This is a genomic window from Liquorilactobacillus sicerae (genome assembly GCF_029916425.1).
Taxonomy (GTDB): domain Bacteria; phylum Bacillota; class Bacilli; order Lactobacillales; family Lactobacillaceae; genus Liquorilactobacillus; species Liquorilactobacillus sicerae.
The window spans coordinates 31,623-51,597 of record NZ_JAHAVQ010000001.1; the positions used below are offsets into that span (position 1 = coordinate 31,623).

Annotated in this window: 21 protein-coding genes, 1 other RNA gene and 1 riboswitch; of the genes, 18 read left to right on the forward strand and 4 right to left on the reverse strand. The window is 38.0% G+C overall.

The features are described 5' to 3' along the window. Window positions 1-64: 64 nt before the first annotated feature. Window positions 65-2,638 carry a bifunctional lysylphosphatidylglycerol flippase/synthetase MprF gene (mprF, locus tag KH893_RS00190; RefSeq protein WP_281164347.1) on the forward strand — a complete coding sequence of 858 codons (2,574 nt, stop codon included), beginning with the start codon at window positions 65-67 and terminating at the stop codon, window positions 2,636-2,638. 144 nt (window positions 2,639-2,782) lie between these two features. Here mprF and nrdF read toward each other — a convergent pair whose 3' ends face one another. The 3 genes from nrdF to nrdH form a co-directional block, all read right to left on the reverse strand. Continuing rightward, on the reverse strand, window positions 2,783-3,766 hold the full coding sequence (nrdF, locus tag KH893_RS00195; RefSeq protein ID WP_281164142.1) for a class 1b ribonucleoside-diphosphate reductase subunit beta: 984 nt from the start codon (window positions 3,764-3,766) through the stop codon (window positions 2,783-2,785). A gap of 18 nt (window positions 3,767-3,784) precedes the next feature. Then, entirely contained in the window at window positions 3,785-5,956 is a 2,172-nt protein-coding gene (gene nrdE / locus KH893_RS00200; protein ID WP_281164143.1) for a class 1b ribonucleoside-diphosphate reductase subunit alpha, read from the reverse strand. Between the two features lie 109 nt (window positions 5,957-6,065). Continuing rightward, window positions 6,066-6,296: a glutaredoxin-like protein NrdH gene (gene nrdH, locus KH893_RS00205; protein WP_281164144.1), complete on the reverse strand. Its 231-nt coding sequence runs from the start codon at window positions 6,294-6,296 to the stop codon at window positions 6,066-6,068. A gap of 152 nt (window positions 6,297-6,448) precedes the next feature. On the opposite strand from nrdH, the gene KH893_RS00210 reads away from it, so the two are divergent. The 17 genes from KH893_RS00210 (at window position 6,449) to tsaD (ending at window position 17,980) form a co-directional block, all read left to right on the forward strand. Then, on the forward strand, window positions 6,449-7,054 hold the full coding sequence (locus KH893_RS00210; protein WP_281164145.1) for a class I SAM-dependent methyltransferase: 606 nt from the start codon (window positions 6,449-6,451) through the stop codon (window positions 7,052-7,054). Window positions 7,055-7,066: 12 nt separating this feature from the next. Then, window positions 7,067-7,546, forward strand: coding sequence for a nucleoside deaminase (locus KH893_RS00215; RefSeq protein ID WP_281164146.1), 480 nt, complete (start codon window positions 7,067-7,069; stop codon window positions 7,544-7,546). Between the two features lie 49 nt (window positions 7,547-7,595). After that, window positions 7,596-7,682: signal recognition particle sRNA small type (ffs, locus tag KH893_RS00220), an RNA gene on the forward strand. Window positions 7,683-7,756: 74 nt separating this feature from the next. Beyond that, window positions 7,757-9,460, forward strand: coding sequence for a DNA polymerase III subunit gamma/tau (gene dnaX, locus KH893_RS00225; protein WP_281164147.1), 1,704 nt, complete (start codon window positions 7,757-7,759; stop codon window positions 9,458-9,460). 23 nt (window positions 9,461-9,483) lie between these two features. Beyond that, window positions 9,484-9,795: a YbaB/EbfC family nucleoid-associated protein gene (locus KH893_RS00230; protein WP_281164148.1), complete on the forward strand. Its 312-nt coding sequence runs from the start codon at window positions 9,484-9,486 to the stop codon at window positions 9,793-9,795. Window positions 9,796-9,820: 25 nt separating this feature from the next. Next, a complete protein-coding gene (recR, locus tag KH893_RS00235) occupies window positions 9,821-10,420 on the forward strand; it encodes a recombination mediator RecR (RefSeq protein ID WP_281164149.1) in 600 nt (199 codons plus the stop codon). A gap of 16 nt (window positions 10,421-10,436) precedes the next feature. Next, complete coding sequence (locus tag KH893_RS00240; RefSeq protein WP_281164150.1) at window positions 10,437-10,679, forward strand: YaaL family protein; 243 nt, start codon at window positions 10,437-10,439, stop codon at window positions 10,677-10,679. Window positions 10,680-10,811: 132 nt separating this feature from the next. Continuing rightward, entirely contained in the window at window positions 10,812-11,453 is a 642-nt protein-coding gene (tmk, locus tag KH893_RS00245; protein ID WP_281164151.1) for a dTMP kinase, read from the forward strand. A gap of 21 nt (window positions 11,454-11,474) precedes the next feature. Further along, window positions 11,475-11,804, forward strand: coding sequence for a cyclic-di-AMP receptor (locus KH893_RS00250; RefSeq protein WP_281164152.1), 330 nt, complete (start codon window positions 11,475-11,477; stop codon window positions 11,802-11,804). 12 nt (window positions 11,805-11,816) lie between these two features. Continuing rightward, complete coding sequence (gene holB, locus KH893_RS00255; protein WP_281164153.1) at window positions 11,817-12,800, forward strand: DNA polymerase III subunit delta'; 984 nt, start codon at window positions 11,817-11,819, stop codon at window positions 12,798-12,800. Between the two features lie 24 nt (window positions 12,801-12,824). Beyond that, window positions 12,825-13,166, forward strand: a complete 342-nt coding sequence (locus KH893_RS00260) for a DNA replication initiation control protein YabA (protein WP_281164154.1) — start codon at window positions 12,825-12,827, stop codon at window positions 13,164-13,166. Continuing rightward, on the forward strand, window positions 13,163-14,044 hold the full coding sequence (gene rsmI, locus KH893_RS00265; RefSeq protein WP_281164155.1) for a 16S rRNA (cytidine(1402)-2'-O)-methyltransferase: 882 nt from the start codon (window positions 13,163-13,165) through the stop codon (window positions 14,042-14,044). Before KH893_RS00260 ends, rsmI begins: the two co-directional genes overlap by 4 nt. A gap of 6 nt (window positions 14,045-14,050) precedes the next feature. Beyond that, window positions 14,051-14,815, forward strand: coding sequence for an acyl-[acyl-carrier-protein] thioesterase (locus KH893_RS00270; protein ID WP_281164156.1), 765 nt, complete (start codon window positions 14,051-14,053; stop codon window positions 14,813-14,815). 35 nt (window positions 14,816-14,850) lie between these two features. Beyond that, a riboswitch (THF riboswitch) is annotated at window positions 14,851-14,947 on the forward strand. Window positions 14,948-14,986: 39 nt separating this feature from the next. Then, complete coding sequence (locus KH893_RS00275; RefSeq protein WP_281164157.1) at window positions 14,987-15,511, forward strand: folate family ECF transporter S component; 525 nt, start codon at window positions 14,987-14,989, stop codon at window positions 15,509-15,511. Between the two features lie 162 nt (window positions 15,512-15,673). Further along, window positions 15,674-16,408 (forward strand): tRNA (adenosine(37)-N6)-threonylcarbamoyltransferase complex dimerization subunit type 1 TsaB, encoded by a 735-nt coding sequence (tsaB, locus tag KH893_RS00280; RefSeq protein ID WP_281164158.1) that lies wholly within the window; start codon window positions 15,674-15,676, stop codon window positions 16,406-16,408. Further along, complete coding sequence (gene rimI, locus KH893_RS00285) at window positions 16,383-16,952, forward strand: ribosomal protein S18-alanine N-acetyltransferase (protein ID WP_281164159.1); 570 nt, start codon at window positions 16,383-16,385, stop codon at window positions 16,950-16,952. The genes tsaB and rimI overlap by 26 nt, the downstream gene beginning before the upstream one ends. Then, window positions 16,952-17,980: a tRNA (adenosine(37)-N6)-threonylcarbamoyltransferase complex transferase subunit TsaD gene (tsaD, locus tag KH893_RS00290; protein ID WP_281164160.1), complete on the forward strand. Its 1,029-nt coding sequence runs from the start codon at window positions 16,952-16,954 to the stop codon at window positions 17,978-17,980. The genes rimI and tsaD overlap by 1 nt, the downstream gene beginning before the upstream one ends. 36 nt (window positions 17,981-18,016) lie before the next feature. On the opposite strand, the gene KH893_RS00295 is transcribed toward tsaD, so the two are convergent. Further along, window positions 18,017-19,960 (reverse strand): ABC-F family ATP-binding cassette domain-containing protein, encoded by a 1,944-nt coding sequence (locus KH893_RS00295; protein ID WP_281164161.1) that lies wholly within the window; start codon window positions 19,958-19,960, stop codon window positions 18,017-18,019. Window positions 19,961-19,975: the final 15 nt, after the last annotated feature.

Sequence of the window (19,975 nt, forward strand, 5' to 3'; positions counted from 1 at the left end):
ATTTTCTGGTAAAATATAAGCATAAGTATGGCTAGAAAAATTGGAGCGGATTAAATTGAATTTAATGAGACGGCTGATAACCTGGTTAGAAAAAAGAATGTTGATCTTAAAACTGATTTTTGTTCTCTCAGTTTTAATTTTCGTTTTTTTTGAATTAGGAAGAATTTTTCGCCAAATGTCTTGGGAAAAAATCTCAACTGATTTAGCACAAACGGACCCCCAAATCATTATTTTATTACTAATCGGAGGATTTATTGCAATTTCTCCAATGTTTGTTTATGATTTCGTGATGGTCAGTTTTTTGTCAGAAAAATTTCCACGAAAATACATTTTAAAAAGCGGTTTGATCACCAATACATTTACTAATCTTTTAGGATTTGGTGGCTTCATTGGCGCGACTTTACGGGCAAACTTTTATAGCAAAGGTGCTAGCAAAACTGATATTTTGGGTGCGTTATCTAAAATCGCTTTGTTTTTGTTATCAGGCCTTTCTTTCTGCTGTTGGGTAGTTTTAGGATTAATGGTTAGTAACGTGATTGCAGGTAGCTATTCACAGTATTTAGTTTGGATCATTGGTGGTGGCTTATATTTTCCTTTAGTTTTGTTAGCAACTTTTTTTAAAAATCATAAACTTTTAAATGGTTTGACTTTGAAAAAAGAAGTAACTTTGACGATTGGTTCGATTTTTGAATGGTTGGCGGTTAGTGGTTTCTTTTTGCTAATTGGCAGATCATTAGGCGTTCAACAACATTTAGCTGAAGTCTTCATGCTATATATTGTGGCTACGATTTTGGGAATTGTTTCGATGGTTCCAGGTGGTTTGGGCTCATTTGATGTTTTTATGCTGTTAAGTTTAGCACCACTAGGGATCGGTAATTCTAAAATCGTTATTTGGTTATTGTTTTATCGGTTATTTTATTATGTCGTTCCGTTTATTGTTGGTCTAGTTTTTTTTATTCATGGTTTAGGACAGAAGATCAATCATTTTTTGGACGGATTACCTGTTTCAATCCTACGTAAGCTGGCTCATGGAGTTTTGACACTTTTACTGTATGCGGCTGGAATCTTGATCTTATTAGAAGCAATTGTACCAGGTTTTACATTTAATAATTCCTTTTTAATAAGATTTTATCCTTACACCTTATTTTTCCTTAGTCAATTGACAACCATCTTATGTGGATTCATGCTGCTCGGATTAGCACGCGGTATTGAGTCTAAGATCAGTCGAGCTTATTGGCCAACAATTGTCTTTTTGGTGATTGGAATGGCGGATACATTACGCTATGGAGTTTCTGATGGTTTGCTAGCCTTTTTGGCTATAGTTTTATTGTTAGTTATTTTTTCACATAGTGAGCTTTATCGTCAGAGATTTGTTTACTCGGCGGAAAAGTTAACCCTTGATGGTGGTCTTTTTATGTTGGTTTTTCTGCTTTACGCAATTATTGGAGCAGTTAACTCACCCCAATATATGTTGCACCATCATGTTCCTGAAATACTGCTCTTTCCGTCAGAAAAGGTCTGGTTTTCAGGTTTTATCGGTTTGATTTTAGCTGCTGGCGTTTTATTATTAACTTTTAGTTATTTAGCAGCTGGTCCGCGACAAATTGAACGTTCACTAGATTTGGCACGGGCAAAAACTATTATTGAAAAATATGATGGTAACGAAACTAGCCACTTAGCTTTTTTAAATGATAAGTTCTTATATTTTTATCAGTCCCAAGGGTGTGATCAACTATTTTTCATGTACCGGCGTAAAGCCAATAAAATAATGATCATGGGAGAGCCAGTTGGCAATCAGCAGTTTTTGCCGCAAGCTGTTAGTCAACTTTTAAAATTAGCAGATTTAGAAAATTGTCAGTTAGTCTTTTATGAAGTTAACTCAGAATTGACTTTATATTTACATGAACTGGGATTTGACTTTATTAAAATTGGTGAAGAAGGACTCGTTGATTTAGATCAGTTTACTTTGACTGGAAAAAAGCAGCGTGCTCAGCGGGCAATTATGAATCGTTTAGCACGTCAAGGCTATCATTTTGAAATTTTGCAGCCACCATTTACAAAAGGTTTCTTAGAAAAATTAGATCAAATTTCTGAAGAATGGCTGAATGATCAAACAGAAAAAGGTTTTTCCATGGGCTTTTTTGATACTGATTATTTGAACCAAGCGCCGATCGCGACAGTTAAAGATCAGACAAATGAAGTTGTTGCTTTTGCTTCGCTGATGCCAGTCAATCAAGCAATTTTATCGATTGATCTGATGCGTTATCGGCGTGATGTAGCTGATGGTACGATGGACATGATTTTTATTGAGCTATTTAATTACGGCAAACAACAAGGTTATCATTACTTTAATATGGGAATGGCACCTTTAGCTAATGTTGGTAAGTCGCGCTATAGTTTTTTAGAAGAAAAGGCCGCTCATTTGATTTATGAGTACGGCTCACACTTCTATGGTTTCCAAGGGTTGCGTTCTTTCAAAGATAAATATGTGACTCTTTGGCGACCTAAATATACCGCTTATCGCCGTCGGAGTTCACTGCTGATTACCATGGCACAATTAACAAGTGTGATCAATCATCATGAAAAAGTAACTGCCAAGTCAAAATTGCGGCGTATTTTGTTTTTTAATAAAATTTAAGTTAAACGAATACGGAAACAGATCGCAAAATTGGTTATTCTGAAAGTATAATTGATTTTAGGATTTTTTAACTAAAGAAGAACCACCCATTTAGGATGCAGTACCTCACGGAATCCTAAATGGGTGGTTCTTTAATTATACTAACTAATGTTTAGGGGCTTGTGTGTTGCTTCCAATCAAGTAATCAGCATCATTCATTGGTTCGACATCACCAAGCAAATAACCATTACCGACTTGAGAAAAGAAATCATGATTGGCAGTTGAAGTTGAAATACCATTCATGACGACCGGATCGACATCATCAGCTGTATCTGGGAAAAGTGGTTCTAATCCGAGATTCATTAAAGCTTTGTTAGCATTATAACGAAGAAATACCAAAACTTTTTCAGCCCAACCAACTTGATCGTAAAGTTCATGGGTATATTTCTCTTCATTTTCGTAAAGGTCGTATAACAAATTATAGATCCATGACTTTAAATCCGCTTGTTTTTCAGTGCTCAATTCATTAAATCCTAACTGAAACTTATAGCCGATGTAAGTCCCATGAACTGATTCATCTCGCAGGATCAATTTAATAATCTCGCCGACATTTGCCAATTTATTATGTCCCAGCCAATAAAGTGGAGTATAGAAGCCAGAATAAAAAAGGAAAGTTTCCAAGAAAACTGAAGCCACCTTTTTTTGTAAGGCAGTTCCGTGTAAATAAATCTCATCAATTTTCTGGGCTTTATATTGCAAATATTGATTATGATGAGTCCAAGCAAAGATTTCTTCAATTTCTTTGGGAGTGTTCAACGTTGAAAAAATTGAAGAATAACTTTTTGCATGGACCGATTCCATAAATTGAATGTTATTCAAGACAGCACGTTCATGCTGAGTGCGAACATTTTTCATTAAAGATGCCATGCCATCTTGTGATTGCAGGGTATCTAAAAGGGTCAAACCACCAAAAACATGTTCAACAACTAATTTATCCTTCAGCGACATTTTTCGCCAATCAGCTAAATCATTAGATAATGGAATCCGAGTATCTAACCAGAATTGCTCGGTCAATTTTTCCCAAGTAGCTTTGTCAATTTGATCCTCTAATTCATTCCAATTAATTGCGCGATAAAAATCTTCTGTCATGATGCTTGCTCCTTATTTTTAAATGACACAGCTTTCACATTCGTTTGCCCCAACTTCAGTTTTATCATCGGTAAAAGTTCTAACGTAGTAAACTGATTTGATCCCTTTAGCATGGGCATAGTTGCGTAAAATGGTCAAATCGCGGGTCGTCATTTTGTTAGTTCGTCCTTGCTTCCATTCATATAAGCCATCAGGGATTGTTGAACGCATGAATAATGTCAAACTCATCCCTTGATCAACATGCTGCTGAGCGGCAGCATACGTATCAATAACTTTCCGCATGTCAGTATCATAAGCTGATTGATAATATGGCAAGGTTTCGTTGGAAAGATAAGGTGCTGGATAATAGATTTTACCAATTTTCCGTTCTTGACGTTCTTCAATTCGGTTAATGATCGGATGCAAACTGGCTGTTGTGTCGTTAATATATGAGATTGAGCCATTAGGTGCGACCGCCAGCCGATTTTGATGGTATAAACCATCTTTCATCACCGCCGTTTTTAATGCTTGCCAGTCATTAGTAGTTGGAATGAAAATTCCTTGGAAAAGTTCTTGACCACGTTTGGTCTGGGGAGTAAAATCTTTTTTCAAGTACTGATCAAAATAACTGCCGTCAGCATAGCGGCTCTTTTCAAAACCAACAAAAGTTTCTTGACGTTCCTTGGCGATGCGATTTGAAGCTGTTAAGGTCCAATAATTCAATAACATAAAGTAAACACTAGTAAAATCAATTGCCTCAGGCGAACCGTAACGAATTTGATTTTTAGCGAGAAAAGCATGTAAGCCCATCGCTCCCAGACCGATCGTATGTGCTTGATGGTTACCATTTTGAACAGAAGGCACAACATCAATATCGGAATGATCAGTTACAAAGGTCAGAGCACGAACCATTGTTTCAACCGATTTTCCAAAATCAGGAGAGGTCATTAAATTGACAATATTGGTTGAACCAAGATTACAACTGATATCAGTTCCCAAAACATCGTAATCTTGCTGGTTATTAATTTTAGATGGTTTTTGAACTTGCAAAATTTCAGAACAAAGATTGCTCATAATGATTTTGCCAGCAATAGCATTTTCCCGATTAGCAGTATCAATATTGATTATATATGGATAGCCGGACTCTTGCTGCAGCTTGCTGATCTCTGTTTCCAAATCACGGGCTCTGATTTTCTTTTTGGGAATTTTAGGATTGGCTGCCATGTGATCATATTCTTTAGTGATATCAACATAGGAGAATGGAACGCCATAAACTCGTTCAACTCCCCATGGATCAAACAGATACATATCTTCATTCTTGCGAGCCAGTTCATAAAACTTATCCGGGACGATCACACCTAACGACAAAGTCTTGATCCGAACTTTTTCATCGGCATTTTCGCGTTTAGCAGCTAAAAAAGCAATGATATCAGGGTGAAAAACGTTAAGATAAACTACACCAGCTCCTTGACGCTGACCTAACTGATTAGAATACGAAAAACTATCTTCTAGAAGTTTCATAACTGGAACTACACCCGAAGCAGCGCCTTGGATGTTCTTGATTGGAGCACCAGCGCCGCGCAAATTGCTTAAAGTAATGCCAACACCACCGCCAATTCGTGAAAGCTGCAAAGCTGAGTTAATGCCGCGACCAATCGAATTCATGTCATCAGTGATTTGAATCAAAAAACATGAAACTAATTCACCTCGCCGTTTGCGGCCGGCATTTAAAAAACTTGGTGTTGCCGGTTGGTAGCGTTGATGGATAATTTCATCGGCTAATTGCATTGCCAGCTTTTCATCACCATCAGCGAAGTAGAGCGCATTGGCTGCTACTCGATCACTAAAGGTTTCAAGATAATAGTTGCCGTCATTAGTTTTTAAAGCGTATTGCGCATAGAATTTATAAGCGGCCATAAATGTTTTAAAATGAAAATCAGCTTGTTTTAAAAAGTCACCGAGCTTTTCAATAAATGAAAAATCATACTTTTCAATAAATTCTTTTTCCAAATAGTCATTAGCAATTAAGTAATTTATCCGTTCTTTCAATGAAGCAAAAGTCATTAAATTGGGCTTGACATTTTCTGCTAAGAAAGCTGCTAGCGCCTCTTGATCTTTATTTAAAGGAATTTGACCATTGACGGGAATGTTGATTTCATTGTTCAAATCATAATAAGTAACTTTATCGACATCGATATCTTTAAGTGTCAAATTTGCCACCACTTTCTTTAGATTTTTAAAGTAAGACGGTTAAAATTAGCAAGAGTTTCGCAGACTAATTATCAACGAAACTCTTGTTTAAGACTGATTCAACTAAAATTTAGCGTACAATCAAATTTTTCAGTAAATCTGGACGAAAACCATTAATAATTGGGTTGCTGTTTCTTTCGATTACAGGAACACTGCGAAAGCCTTTTTCTTTTAGGTAATCAATGTATTTTGGCTCTCGATTGATATTATGTTCTTCATAGGCAATTTGGTGTTCAGCTAAAAATTTCTTGGTCATTTTACATTGGATACAATTATTTTTTGTATAAATTGATAAAGTCATGATTGGCACCTCGTCTAAATGTATTGTATGCTTAGTATACAACATCTTTCAAAAATTTCAAGTTCAAAGCACAACATATTGGCTTGAATTGCAAATTGCAAACAATATATAGTATCAAAGTAAAAACCTTACTAAGGCAGGTTGAATTAACAATGACAGAGTATTATTATTCTCAAAATCCCTCAGCAAGTCATCATGAACAAGAATGGACTTTTGACTTACTGGGCAACAGATTTTATTTTACTACTGATAATGGTGTTTTTTCAAAAAATACTGTTGATTTTGGTAGTCGAACTTTGTTGGCGGCTATTAACCAGCTCGACTTGACCAATGTTAAAAAGATACTGGATGTGGGTTGTGGCTATGGTCCTTTAGGATTAGCATTGGCCAAAAAGTTTCCCGAAAACCAAGTTGACTTGATCGACATCAACCAGCGAGCTTTGGAATTGGCCAAAAAAAATGCTGCGTTAAATCAACTGACGAATGTTAAGATCTGGTTTTCAGACGTTTATCAGCAAATTAGCGATTCAGATTATGATTTGATCATTTCTAATCCACCAATCAGAGCTGGGAAGAAAGTTGTCAAAAAAATCATTACAGAAGCGCGTGAGCATTTAAATCCAAACGGAAAGCTAATAATCGTTATTCAAAAAAAACAGGGGGCTCCTTCAGCCAAAAAACAGTTAGAAGCTGTTTATGGTCGAACGCAAGTCCTGTTACGACAGAAGGGGTATTATGTTTTGCTGGCAACAAGGTAAGCGAGGGATAAAATGTTGGATAAAATGGAGCAGCAAAAATATATGCGCGCAGCACTTTTTGAAGCCGATCAAGCAGCTCAGATCGGCGAGGTTCCGATTGGCTGCGTAATTGTTTATCGGGGACAAATTATTGGTCGTGGCCATAACCTGCGCGAGCATAGTCAAAATGCTACGCTCCATGCTGAAATGTTGGCAATTGAAGAGGCAAATGCTTTTTTGCATAGCTGGCGGCTGGAAAGGGCGCAATTGTTTGTCACCTTAGAGCCGTGTCCGATGTGCAGTGGAGCAATTATCAATGCACGGATTGCTGAGGTATATTATGGTGCCGCCGATCCTAAGGCTGGAACGGCTGGCAGCTTGTTGAACTTATTGACTGATCAAAGGTTTAACCATCAAGCTCAAGTTATTGCCGGAGTTTTAGAGGCAGAAGCAGCTGAGCGTTTACAGAACTTTTTTAGAAAAATTCGACAAAAAAAGCGAAAAACAAAATAAGGGACTGGAATTTTTGATCAATTTCATGTAAGATAGAGAGTGCCGTAAGGCCTTGGGACAATGTGATCTCGGTGAAGCGTGTCAGATCCGGAAGGAAGCAGCACTAAGCGGAGTATTGCATGTGTTCCAAGTTAATTTGGTAATTAACCTCTCGATCGGTGCTGGTCGGGAGTTTTTTTTAAGTGAATAAGCAAAAAAGGAGCATTTGACATGGGGTATCGGGCACTCTATCGAGTTTGGCGGCCACAACAATTTGCTGATTTGGTCGGCCAGCAATTGATTACACAGACATTAAAAAATGCAATTGCGGCTAAGCAGACGAGTCATGCTTACCTTTTTACTGGGCCACGTGGTACCGGAAAAACTTCGGCAGCTAAAATTTTTGCCAAAGCAATCAATTGTCATTTTCAAAAGGATGGTGAGCCTTGCAATCAGTGTGATACTTGCCAAGCAATCACCGAAGGACGTTTGAATGATGTGATTGAGATCGATGCTGCTTCTAATAACAGTGTTGATGAGATTCGCGATATTCGTGAAAAAGTTAAGTATGCTCCAACCCAGGCTGATTATAAAATTTATATTATCGATGAAGTGCACATGCTTTCAACCGGAGCATTTAATGCATTATTAAAAACTTTGGAAGAGCCGCCAGCTAATGTGATTTTCATTTTGGCAACAACTGAACCCTATAAAATTCCGGCAACGATTATTTCACGGACCCAGCGTTTTGATTTTCATCGCATTAATGATCAAACTTTGATCAAGCGGATGGAATATATATTAAAACAAGAAAAGGTCACTTTTGACCCAGCAGCTTTAGAAGTGATTGCTAAAGCTGCTGCTGGTGGTATGCGTGATGCTTTGAGTATGTTGGATCAAGTTTTGTCATTTGGTAATCATCAGGCAACTCTGAAGGATGCTTTATTAGTTACTGGCAGTGTTGCCCAAGAACAATTGGCAGCTTATTTAAAGGCAGTTTTTTCGCAGCAAGCAGCGCCAGCTTTTCAGCAGCTCCAACAACTCCTGGCTGATGGCAAAGATCCCAATCAATTATTTGAAGGTCTAATCGATTATTGTCGGCAATTGTTGCTACAGCAGACGGTTTTCAAGGATCAAAAAGGAAAGGCAAAAGAAGAGTTGGTTTCTTTGGCTAAACAAATACCAACGAAAGTTATTTATCAGGCTTTAGATATTTTAAGTCAAGAACAACAGGCAATGCGTTTTGCGACCCATCAAGCAGTATACTTGGATGTGGCGACGGTCAAACTTTGTCAACTCAAGCCAAATAACCGATCCACCGCGACCGCACCAGCCGAAGCGGAAATTACTAAGCTACAAACTGAAGTCACAGCTTTAAAAAAGCAGTTAGATCAGTTAGTACAACGACCGATGCCTGTAGAAAATCAGGTCCGTGAACCCAAAAAAGTTTCAGTAACAAAACAGACTAAAATTCACCCAAATCTCAAAGAAATTTATGCAGTTTTAGGCAGTGCTTCACGGGAGAGTCTAGATGAGCTCAAAGATGTCTGGCAAGATTTAATGGCAAAGCTTTCAGTCACTCAAAGGGCAATCATGAACGTCAGCCAGCCAGTTGCTGCTAGTCAAACTGCTGCTGTGATCAGTTTTCAATATGCTTTCTTATTTGAAAAAGCTGTTGAAAATCAGCATTTGCGAACGCAACTGGTGACAGACCTGGCTGTTTTGTTAGGACGCCAAGTCAAATTGACTTTTTTGCCGCAGGAACAATGGCCACAAATTAGACAAAATTATTTAAGAGAATATCAGCATGATAAAGAGCAACCAACCAAAACCGTCACAAAAAAAGTCGCGTCAGCCAAAGATCCACAAGCGCTTACTGCGCAAAAAATTTGGGGAAAAGCAGCTGAAAAATTAGTTGAATTTAAAGATGATTAATTAATTGAAAGGATGAAATTATTATGATGCGTGGAATGAATATGCAAGGTATGATGCACCAAATGCAAAAAATGCAGAAAAGTATGAAACAAGATCAAGCTGAACTGGAAAAAAAGGAGTTTAGCGGTCATGCAGCTGACGATTCTGTTGTAGTTAAATTTTCAGGAAAAAAAGAAATGACCGATATTCAAATCAAACCTGAAGCGGTTGATCCAGATGATATTGAGATGCTGCAAGATTTGATCATTATGGCGGTCAATGATGCACTTAAGCAAATTGAAGCCGAGACTCAAAAGACGATGGGCAAATATACGCGTAATCTTCCTGGAATGTAATATCAGTTAAGAAAGGAAACAGAGTATGCAGTATCCAGAACCAATCGCTAAGTTGATTGATAGCTATATGCATTTACCAGGGATCGGCGAAAAAACTGCCACCCGGTTAGCTTTTTATACGATTAATCTGCCGCAAGCAGATGTTGATCAGTTTGCGGCTGCTTTACAGGCAGTTAAACGTAATTTGAAATATTGCAGTATTTGCGGAAATGTTACAGAAGATGATCCTTGTCAAATTTGTCGCGATCAAAGTCGTGATCAGAGCAAAGTGATTGTGGTCGAAGATTCCAAAGATGTTATGTCGCTGGAGAGAATGAATGAATATCATGGCCTCTACCATGTTTTACACGGGGTCCTTTCACCAATGGAAGGTAAAGGTCCAGATGATTTAAACATTACCGCTTTAGTTAAGCGTCTGCAAACGCACTCCGAGATCAACGAAGTAATTGTTGCAACGAATGCAACCCCGGAAGGAGAGGCAACAGCAATGTATTTATCACGCTTGTTAAAACCGGCGGGAATCAAGGTTACTCGCTTGGCACATGGCTTAGCTGTCGGGAGCGATATTGAATACGCTGATGAAATGACTTTGTATAAAGCAATTGAAGGACGGCAAGAGATTTAAAGGAAGTGATTGCAAAATGTTTGGACGAACAAAACATAAATTGCGGCGAGAATATGATGAGTATTTGCTTGATGCAATTGAGATTGCGACTGAAGATTGGAATCGTTCGAAGCAAACTCTAATAGCAGTTCGCGAGGCAGATGATGAATTAAATGCAGTTGTTGAATTAGCAGCAGCTAAATATGAATTCTTATATCGTGAGGCACGACGGCGAAAAGTTAAAGCTCATTTTCGGACATCAATGCTGGAAAGTGATTGATGAATGCTCCTGACTTTATTTTCTTTTTTAAAAGGATTAAAAGTCAGGTTTTTTATTACTTGATTCGTTAGACAGGCGCTGACTAGTAAAGTAAAATAAATGTATAGTTAATGACAGTTAGGAGTTATCAGCTTGGAAGGAAAATTTATAACGTTGGAAGGATTAGATGGTTCAGGTAAAACAACTGTCTTAGAGAAGTTGATGGAAGCTTTGGATGAACAGCAAAAGCATCGCGTGATAGTTACCCGTGAACCCGGTGGCAACCAGATTTCTGAAAAAATTCGTCAATTATTGTTAGACGCAAATTCATTAAAAATGGATTCACGTACTGAAGCATTATTATATGCCGCCGCTCGGCGCCAACATTTGGTTGAAAATGTTTTGCCAGCCTTGGCGGCCGGGAAAATTGTTTTTTGTGATCGCTATGTTGATAGCTCTGTTGCCTACCAAGGAGCAGGGCGTCAGTTGGGGGAAACGACAATCGCTGAGCTTAATCAATTTGCAACAGCCGGCCTGCAAGCTGATTTAACGCTTTATTTTGATTTACCACCGCAGATTGGTTTGCAACGAATTAGTCATTATCGACAAAATCAAATTAATCGTCTTGATCAGGAAAAAATGGATTTCTATCAGCGAGTTAGAGCTTCATATCTGCGCTTAGTTGCTGAAGAACCAAAACGAGTCGTAAAAATTGATGCTACGACAACTTTGACAAGGGTTATTGAACAAGCTAGGAAAACTTTAAAGGAACATCTACCGGAACTATTAAGCTGAAACATTTGGGAGGAAAGCAAGATGAAATTAATTATTGCAATCGTTCAAGATAAAGATAGCAATCGTTTGAGCAATTTATTTATTCAAGAGAATGTGCGGGCCACCAAATTGTCGACTACTGGTGGTTTCTTAAAATCTGGTAATACGACGTTTATGATTGGCGTTGAAAATGAACGGGTCGAAAAAATCCTTGATTTGATCAAAGAATCTTCACGAGCAAGAAAAAGATTTATGACTCCGCCAGTCAACATTGATGCCTCAATGGACTCATCAGCTGCCTATCCAATTGAAGTTCAAGTTGGTGGAGCAACAGTCTTTGTTTTGCCAATTGATTCTTTTTATCAGTTTTAGGATGTGTTAAGCTTGGAAGAAAAAGAAGACATTGTTGCTCAACAGCCGCGATTAACAGCGTATTTTGCTGATTTGATTCAGCAAAAAAAATTAGTCCATGCTTATTTATTAGTTGGACCAGCTGGCAGTGGAAAACATGAACTGGCTTTGTGGATTGCAGCCGGACTTTTTTGTCAACACCCAATGATGGGACACCCTTGCGGAAAATGTGCTGAATGTCAGCGAATTTTTTCTGGTAATCATCCAGATGTTATTGACTTGTTGCCAACTGGTAATAGCATCAAGGTTGAACAAACTAGATTTTTAAAAAGCGAATTCAGTAGCAGCGGTGTTGAAAGTCGTCAAAAGGTTATTATTATTGAGAATACTGAAAAAATGACGGCGAGTGCAGCAAATAGTTTGTTGAAGTTTATTGAGGAGCCAAATGGTCAAGTGACGGTTTTTTTGCTGGCTGCCAGTCTCAGTCAGCTGCTGCCAACGATCGTTTCACGCTGTCAGTTATTTAAAATGCAGTTACCTTCTGAAGAACGACGAATTCTGGCTTATCAGCGGGTGGGTTTGAGTGCACTTTTAGCTGGTCTAACGGTCGACATGCAAACTGCTCGGCAATTAGCGGATGAAAAAACTGTTTTTGAATTGAGCAAACTATTGACGCAGTGGTTTTTAAAAATTTTGAACAATGAATGGTTGGCATTAGTTGACGTACAAGTTAAATTTATGCCATTAATCACCGATAGAAAAAAACAAAACTTATTTTTACAGCTGTTGGAACTATTTAGCAAGGATTTGCTGCGCTGTGCAATTGGGACTAAAATGGTTTACTTTCAAGATCAAGCTTTACAGCTTAATAAACGGTTAAAAAGGTACTCTTTGACTAAACAGCTAACGGCAGTAGAGTTGCTTTTGAATCAGTCTAAGCTACAGCAGGAAAACATCAATTTTCAAAATCTACTCGAGGCGCTGACGCTGCAACTGATCAAGTGTTATCATGGATAGTAAGCAAATATCGAGGTGCTTTTTTTGAATAATCGTAAACTGTATGATGATTTTTCTGAATTGGAAAAGCAGACAAATCGCTCAGTCGAGCAAATTAACAAAATCAAAGAAAAGTTAATGAATGTCATTGAAAGAAATGCAGAGTTGGAAATCGAAAATCAGCATTTGCGTGATCATTTGCAAGAATTGGAACAACAAAAGCAGTCAAATGGCAGTGGTTTGTCAAAGTCGCGAAAAAATTTAGAAAAGCTTTATGAGGAAGGTTTTCATGTCTGCAATGTTGACAATATGTATGGGACACGGCGCTTGAATGATGAACCTTGTGTTTTTTGTCAAAATATTATTTATGGGGAGCGACATGCATGACTCTTGAAGCAATTAGCAGTTTTGAACCGACAGATCAATCGGGAACACTTTATTTAGTGCCAACACCGATTGGAAATTTGGCTGATATGACATTTCGGGCAGTTGAAACGTTAAAAATAGTCGATTTAATTGCTGCAGAAGATACACGCAATACGCAAAAACTGTTGAATTATTTTGAAATTAAAACTCCGCAGGTTAGTTTTCATGAACATAATACTCAAGAAAGAATCCCGTTGTTGCTGAAAAAATTAGCAACTGGTCAAAAAATCGCCCAAGTCAGTGATGCTGGGATGCCCTCGATTAGCGATCCGGGACATGAATTAGTGCGAGCTTGTATTCAGCAAAAGATTCCAGTTGTAGCTTTGCCGGGAGCCAATGCAGGCTTAACAGCTTTGATTGCCTCGGGTCTGGCACCACAGCCGTTTTTATTTTTTGGTTTTTTAAGTCGCCAGAAAAAGCAACGTCGGCAACAGCTAGCTTTTCTAGCTCAGCAACAAGTAACAATGGTTTTATACGAAGCCCCTCATCATTTAAGTCAAACATTAAAAGATTTGCTGACTGTTTTTGGACCAAAGGAAAAAATTGTTTTAGGACGCGAATTGACCAAAAAATTTGAAGAGTATCTCCGGGGGAATTTAACCGACGCATTGGCTTGGAGTCAAACAGAAAATGTGCGGGGAGAGTTTTGTCTGCTTATTGAAGGTAAAATAGCAACTCCTAAGGTTGAACAGCTTTCAGTCAATCAAATTGAGGCTCAAGTTAAGGGGCTGCTAGCTGATGGAAAACTTAAGCCAAATGTTGCAATCAAACAAGTTGCCAAGGAAAATAACCTAAAAAAACAAATCGTTTATAATGCTTTTCATCATTTAGGAGAGTGAAACTTAATGACAGCAGGGATTTTTGCGCTCGATCATCAAATTGTATTTTATGAAACGGATCAGACACGCCAGTTAACAGCAGGGATGCTGGTCAATTTATTTATGCTGGCTTCTCAAGAACAAAGCAATCATTTAAATTTGACTGCTCAAAAGGTTCAGTCAATGAATCTTGGTTGGGTAGTAACTCAGCATTTAGTGACAATTGATCGTTTGCCTAAATTAGGTGAAAAGGTTGTTATTAAAACCCAGGCACAAAGTTACAATCGGTTCTTTTGCCATCGGTATTTTTGGTTAGAAAATCAATCTGGTGAGCTGTTAGCTAAGATGCATAGTGTTTTTGTCTTGATTAATCAAAAAGAACGTAAGTTAACTAAAGTCCTGCCAGAATTGGTAGCACCTTATGGATCAGTTTATACGAATAAGGTCGAACATTTGCCAGAGCCTAAGAAAGCAAACATAGAACCGACCTATCCCGCCAAAACTTATCGAGTAAGATTTATGGATTTGGATGGCAACCATCATGTTAATAATGTTCATTACTTTGACTGGCTGATTGATGCGTTGCCACGGGAATTTTTACTGACACATCGTTTGAAAGCTGTTAATATTCGCTATAAGCGTGAAGTTTATTATGGCCAGTTGGTTACTAGTCAAGTTTCAGTAACTAACCTAGGACAGCAGTTGATCAGTTACCACCAGATTTTGACACAAGATTTGGAAAATTGTCGTGCAGAATGTCGTTGGGAAAAAATAGCGACTTTAACAAAATAAATTGTGGTATACTGATAAAGTACTTAAGTACAAATTTCGGGGTAGAAAATAAAGCGTTAAGTGCTGGAAGGACGGAATGTGTCTTCCAGACGAAAGGAATCATCCTGCGGTTTTATTTTCGCATTCGCCGCAATTAATTTTGTGGCAGCTCCAATATAGGGAGATGTCTAAATGAATAGTCTTGTTTCACGCTTGACAACGAAAAATATTGTGTTGCTTGGATTATTGGTGGCACTAAATTTGGTCGTTGCCAAGTTTTTGTCTTTTGGTATCTGGTCGGTCAGGATCAGTTTTACCTTTGTGGTCACTTTTTTGATGGCTGCTTGGTTTGGACCAGTATTAGCAGCTTTGGCGAACGGATGTGCCGATATTGTTGGGACACTGTTGAGTAGTGGTCAGGGAGGGTACTTCTTTGGCTTTACGATTTCAGCTGTCTTGGCAGGCTTGGTCTATGGGATCTTTTTTTATCAAAAGGAAATTACCAGTTGGCGTTTATTAGTGGCAATTTTGATCAATTTGGTTGTCATTGACAGTTTGCTAAATACTTGGTGGCTGACGATACTATATCATGCTTCATTCATGGCAATTTTTCCACTAAGAGCATTTAAGGAATTATTGATGTTGCCAATTCAATTCATAGTTTTAAAATTAATCAGCAAAAATCAAACTTTGCTTTACTTGAAAAATAAAATTTGATTGCTAATTTTATCAAAAGTCGGAATAATAATCATTCCGACTTTTTGCTTGAATAGCTAATTATTAAGCCGAGAAAGATTTAAGCTGATCAAAACTTGTAATTAAATTATTGTTAAATGTGATATGATAATTCACGGAAGCAAAATGGAAAGGATAACCCAAATGATTATTTTAGCAATTGACACTTCAAACCAGCCTTTGAGTGTTGCCTTATTAAAAGATGAAAATTTATTAGCAACTGTCACGTTGAATAATCAGCAAAAGGATCATAGTACTTTACTGTTTCCAGTGATAAATCAGTTGCTTGTTCAAGCAGAATTGAGTCCTGATCAGCTTGATCGAATTGTAATTGCCCAAGGACCTGGCTCTTATACCGGACTGCGGATCGGTGGGACGGCCGCTAAAATGCTGGCATTTACTTTAAAAAAAGAATTAGTCAGTGTTTCGAGCTTAGCAGTCTTAGCAGCTCCACTCACTTCGATTGATTCTCAAACGGTCATTGTTCCAGTATTTGATGCGCGACGCCAGAATGTTTTTGCGGGTGTTTATTGTTATTCGAAGGGACAGTTAGTTAATTTAGTTGCTGATCAGCATCTAGCCCTAACTAAGCTGGTTGAAATTTTAGCAGCTTATTCAAAAATAGTTTTCGTTGGTTGCGCTGCTCACAAATTTGGTGATTTTTTGCAAAAGAGTTTGCCACAAAAAATTCTGAGCTGGTCAACGGGAATTTTAAATTATCCGCAAGCTTATCAATTAGGCTTGTTAGGTAGAAAAAAGCAGCCATTGGAAAATATTCATGCATATGTTCCGGCGTATTTGCGTTTAACGCAAGCTGAAACACAGTGGTTAGCAAAGCATCAGGAGAAATTAAATGAGCCACTTGTTGAAAAATTTTAAATCATTGATCTTTCATGATCGAAAAAACCAAGTCCCGTCTTTTAGCAATTGCGTGCTTTACATTCACAATCGAAAATATTTGTTATGCCATGCTTTAGTCCCAGATATTCCAGAAATGCTAACATTGCGCCAGCAGGTTTCTCCTGCTGAAACAGCTTGGAACTTTTCAGTTTTTGAAGCAGAAGTAAAAAATACTCAGCAGAAACTTTATTTACTCTTAAGATTTCAGGACCAGTTGGTAGCGTTTATTGGAGCGGAATTCTACCCACACAAAGCAGAAATGCATATAACAAATTTGGCAGTTGCTAAAAGCTTTCAGCGTCAAGATTTAGCAACTAATTTATTAGTGAGTCTTGAAAAATTAGGACGACAAAATAACTATCGGACGATGAGTCTAGAAGTCAGAAAAAGTAATTTGATTGCACAAAAACTCTATACAAAATTTGGCTTTTTAGCGATTGGAACACTCAAAAGTTATTACCAATCAAATCATGAAGATGCAGTGATAATGAAGTATTTAGTTAAAGGGAAGACTGAAAGATAATGAAAAAAGAAAAAAGAGACTTGATCTTAGCCTTTGAATCAAGTTGCGACGAAACGAGTGTCGCTGTAATCGAAAATGGTAAGCGAATCTTAGCCAATGTTGTTGCGACTCAAATTAACAGTCAAAAGAGATTTGGTGGAGTCGTTCCTGAGGTTGCCAGTCGTCATCATATTGAACAAGTTACAATCTGCTTGGCTGATGCAATGCAACGTGCTCAAGTAACTTATGATGATTTAAGCGCGGTTGCTGTTACGTATGGCCCAGGCCTAGTAGGGGCGTTATTAGTGGGTGTCACAGCTGCTAAGGCCGTGGCTTTTGCTCACCATTTGCCGCTGATTCCTGTTAATCATATGGCGGGTCACATTTATGCCGCCAGATTTGCTGGTGAAATCAAATTCCCTGCTTTGGCGCTCTTAGTTTCCGGCGGCCATACTGAATTAGTTTATCTGCCAAAAGTTAATTGCTACCAAATTATTGGTGAAACACGTGATGATGCTGCCGGGGAGGCTTATGATAAAATTGGTCGAGTTATGGGGATCCCTTATCCGGCTGGTAGGCAAATCGACGAATTGGCTCATCAAGGAAAAGATACCTTCAATTTTCCGCGGGCGATGCTCAATGAGGATAATTTTGATTTTAGTTTTAGCGGTTTGAAGAGTGCTTTTATTAATACAGTTCATCATGCTGAACAACTGCACCAAAATCTTGATCAAGCTGATTTGGCTGCCAGTTTCCAACAAAGCGTCATTGAGGTCTTGATTGGCAAGACAGTCAAGGCTTTGGAGAAATATCCCGTAAAACAATTGATCTTAGCTGGTGGAGTTGCGGCCAATACAGGCTTGCGGACCTCATTAGCGCAAGCAATGCAGCGATTTCCTCAAACCGACTTTTTGCAGGCCCCGTTAAAATTGTGTGGTGACAACGCAGCCATGATCGGCGCAGCTGGTTATGTAGCCTGGAAAGGCGGACAACGAGCTGATTTAAGTCTCAATGCAGTTCCAGGTTTAGAATTCGATTGGATTAAATAGCAATTTATGTTAATTAGCCGTAATTAGCATAAATTGCTATTGTAGTTTATCTAGGGCGATTGACTTATCTTCCCAAGCTTGTTCAGCTTGCTTTTGTTGAGTGGAGTTTTCAGTTAATTTTGTTTGCAAGTCTTTGATTTTTTCTGGATCAGAGTAATTCGCTGGTTCTGCCATTTGTTGTTGAATCAAAGCTGCCCGTTGTTCAAGCTTTTCTAATTGAGTTTCTAGCTGAGTGATCTCGCGTTTTAACTTGCGTTTGGCTTTTTGATTTTCCTTACTGCGCTGATATTCATTGGCAGCAGAAGTATTGGTTGCTGGTAGTACTGCTGCTGGCTTTTGATTTTCAGCTTGTTGGGCTAATAATTGCTGTTCGGATTTTTTTTCTAAATAGTAATCATAATTTCCTAGATATAATTGGCTAGCTTTAGGAGTTATTTCTAAAACTGTGGCAGCAACTTTATTAATAAAATATCGATCGTGTGAAATAAAAAGCACTGTTCCATCAAAATCAAGCAAAGCATTTTCTAGGACCTCTTTGCTCTCAATATCCAAATGATTAGTTGGTTCATCAAATAAAAGAAAATTATGATGATTTAAAGCTAATTTAGTCAGTAATAAACGTGCTCGTTCTCCGCCAGATAATTGATGGACACTTTTTAAAACATCATCTCCGCTGAAAAGAAAACTGCCTAAAATTGAGCGAATATCTTTTTCTGGCATAGTTGGATGATCATCCCAGACTTCATTTAAGACAGTCTTTTGATCATGAAGATTTTTCAACTCTTGGTCGTAATAACCAGGATCTACTTGAGCTCCAAAATGGCATTCACCACTAATCACCGGGATCTTACCGAGAATGCTTTTTAAAAAAGTTGATTTTCCCACTCCATTTGGTCCAACGATTGCCATGATTTGGCGTTTACGCAATTCAAAATTAATTGGTCCGGCAATAACCTGATTGTTGTAACCAATTTTTAAATCATTGACTTTTAAAACAACATTGCCGCTGTCATGATCGCTTTGAAAAGAAAAACGTGGGCCATTTAATTCAGTCTGTGGTTTTTCCAGTCGTTGGATTTTTTCTAATTGTTTTCGCCGACTTTGAGCGCGTTTAGTAGTTGATGCCCGAACTAAATTACGATTAACAAAGTCTGTTAGCTTATTGATTTTCGCCTGTTGTTTGGCGTAAGCCTTTTGTTCTTGTAAAAGTCGTTCTCCTTTTTCGTGAACATATTTTGTATAGTTACCAGGATAATGAACTGTTCCTTGTGGGGTCAACTCATAAACTTCATTGACGGTTTTATCCATAAAGTAGCGATCATGTGAAACGATCAATAAAGCTCCAGTATAACTTTGCAAATAATTTTCCAGCCAATTTAAGGTATCAATGTCTAAATGATTGGTCGGTTCATCCAAAATCAAAAGATCACGCTTTTCTAACAATAGTTTGGCTAAAGCAAGCCGAGTCTTTTGACCACCAGATAAACTAGCTATTTTTTTGTCATAATCTTCTTCAAAAAATTTAAAGCCATGTAAGACAGAACGAATCTCTGCTTGATAACCATAGCCGTTCTTTTCCTTAAAATCATGCATTAATTGATCATACTGGTTTAAAAGCCGTTCATAGTTTTCAGATCCAGTGTCTTGGCGGGTAGCAATTTGCTGCTCGAGTTGATGAATCCTTGTTTCTAGTTCCTGCAGCGGCTGAAAGACCGACAGCATTTCATCATAAATAGTATTAGCAGATTCCAATCCAGTATTTTGGGCTAGATAGCCGATTGTTAAATCCTTAGTTTTGATTACTTGACCTTCGTCAGGCGCATTTTGACCAATGATAATTTTTAATAAAGTTGATTTGCCAATTCCATTTCGGCCGACAAGGGCAAGGCGTGAATTTTCTTGAATATCTAGATTAGCCTTTTTAAATAAAATATCGGCTCCAAATAGCCGAGCAACTTGTTGAACTTGTAATAAAATCATATTTTCACTTCCTAA

Excerpts from the sequence above, each read along its gene's own strand:
- mprF (WP_281164347.1), top strand. The coding sequence starts at position 65 with ATGAGACGGCTGATAACCTGGTTAGAAAAAAGAATGTTGATCTTAAAA.
- nrdF (WP_281164142.1), bottom strand. The coding sequence starts at position 3,766 with ATGACAGAAGATTTTTATCGCGCAATTAATTGGAATGAATTAGAGGAT.
- nrdH (WP_281164144.1), bottom strand. The coding sequence starts at position 6,296 with ATGACTTTATCAATTTATACAAAAAATAATTGTATCCAATGTAAAATG.
- KH893_RS00210 (WP_281164145.1), top strand. The coding sequence starts at position 6,449 with ATGACAGAGTATTATTATTCTCAAAATCCCTCAGCAAGTCATCATGAA.
- KH893_RS00215 (WP_281164146.1), top strand. The coding sequence starts at position 7,067 with ATGTTGGATAAAATGGAGCAGCAAAAATATATGCGCGCAGCACTTTTT.
- dnaX (WP_281164147.1), top strand. The coding sequence starts at position 7,757 with ATGGGGTATCGGGCACTCTATCGAGTTTGGCGGCCACAACAATTTGCT.
- KH893_RS00230 (WP_281164148.1), top strand. The coding sequence starts at position 9,484 with ATGATGCGTGGAATGAATATGCAAGGTATGATGCACCAAATGCAAAAA.
- recR (WP_281164149.1), top strand. The coding sequence starts at position 9,821 with ATGCAGTATCCAGAACCAATCGCTAAGTTGATTGATAGCTATATGCAT.
- KH893_RS00240 (WP_281164150.1), top strand. The coding sequence starts at position 10,437 with ATGTTTGGACGAACAAAACATAAATTGCGGCGAGAATATGATGAGTAT.
- KH893_RS00250 (WP_281164152.1), top strand. The coding sequence starts at position 11,475 with ATGAAATTAATTATTGCAATCGTTCAAGATAAAGATAGCAATCGTTTG.
- rsmI (WP_281164155.1), top strand. The coding sequence starts at position 13,163 with ATGACTCTTGAAGCAATTAGCAGTTTTGAACCGACAGATCAATCGGGA.
- KH893_RS00270 (WP_281164156.1), top strand. The coding sequence starts at position 14,051 with ATGACAGCAGGGATTTTTGCGCTCGATCATCAAATTGTATTTTATGAA.
- KH893_RS00275 (WP_281164157.1), top strand. The coding sequence starts at position 14,987 with ATGAATAGTCTTGTTTCACGCTTGACAACGAAAAATATTGTGTTGCTT.
- tsaB (WP_281164158.1), top strand. The coding sequence starts at position 15,674 with ATGATTATTTTAGCAATTGACACTTCAAACCAGCCTTTGAGTGTTGCC.
- rimI (WP_281164159.1), top strand. The coding sequence starts at position 16,383 with ATGAGCCACTTGTTGAAAAATTTTAAATCATTGATCTTTCATGATCGA.
- tsaD (WP_281164160.1), top strand. The coding sequence starts at position 16,952 with ATGAAAAAAGAAAAAAGAGACTTGATCTTAGCCTTTGAATCAAGTTGC.
- KH893_RS00295 (WP_281164161.1), bottom strand. The coding sequence starts at position 19,960 with ATGATTTTATTACAAGTTCAACAAGTTGCTCGGCTATTTGGAGCCGAT.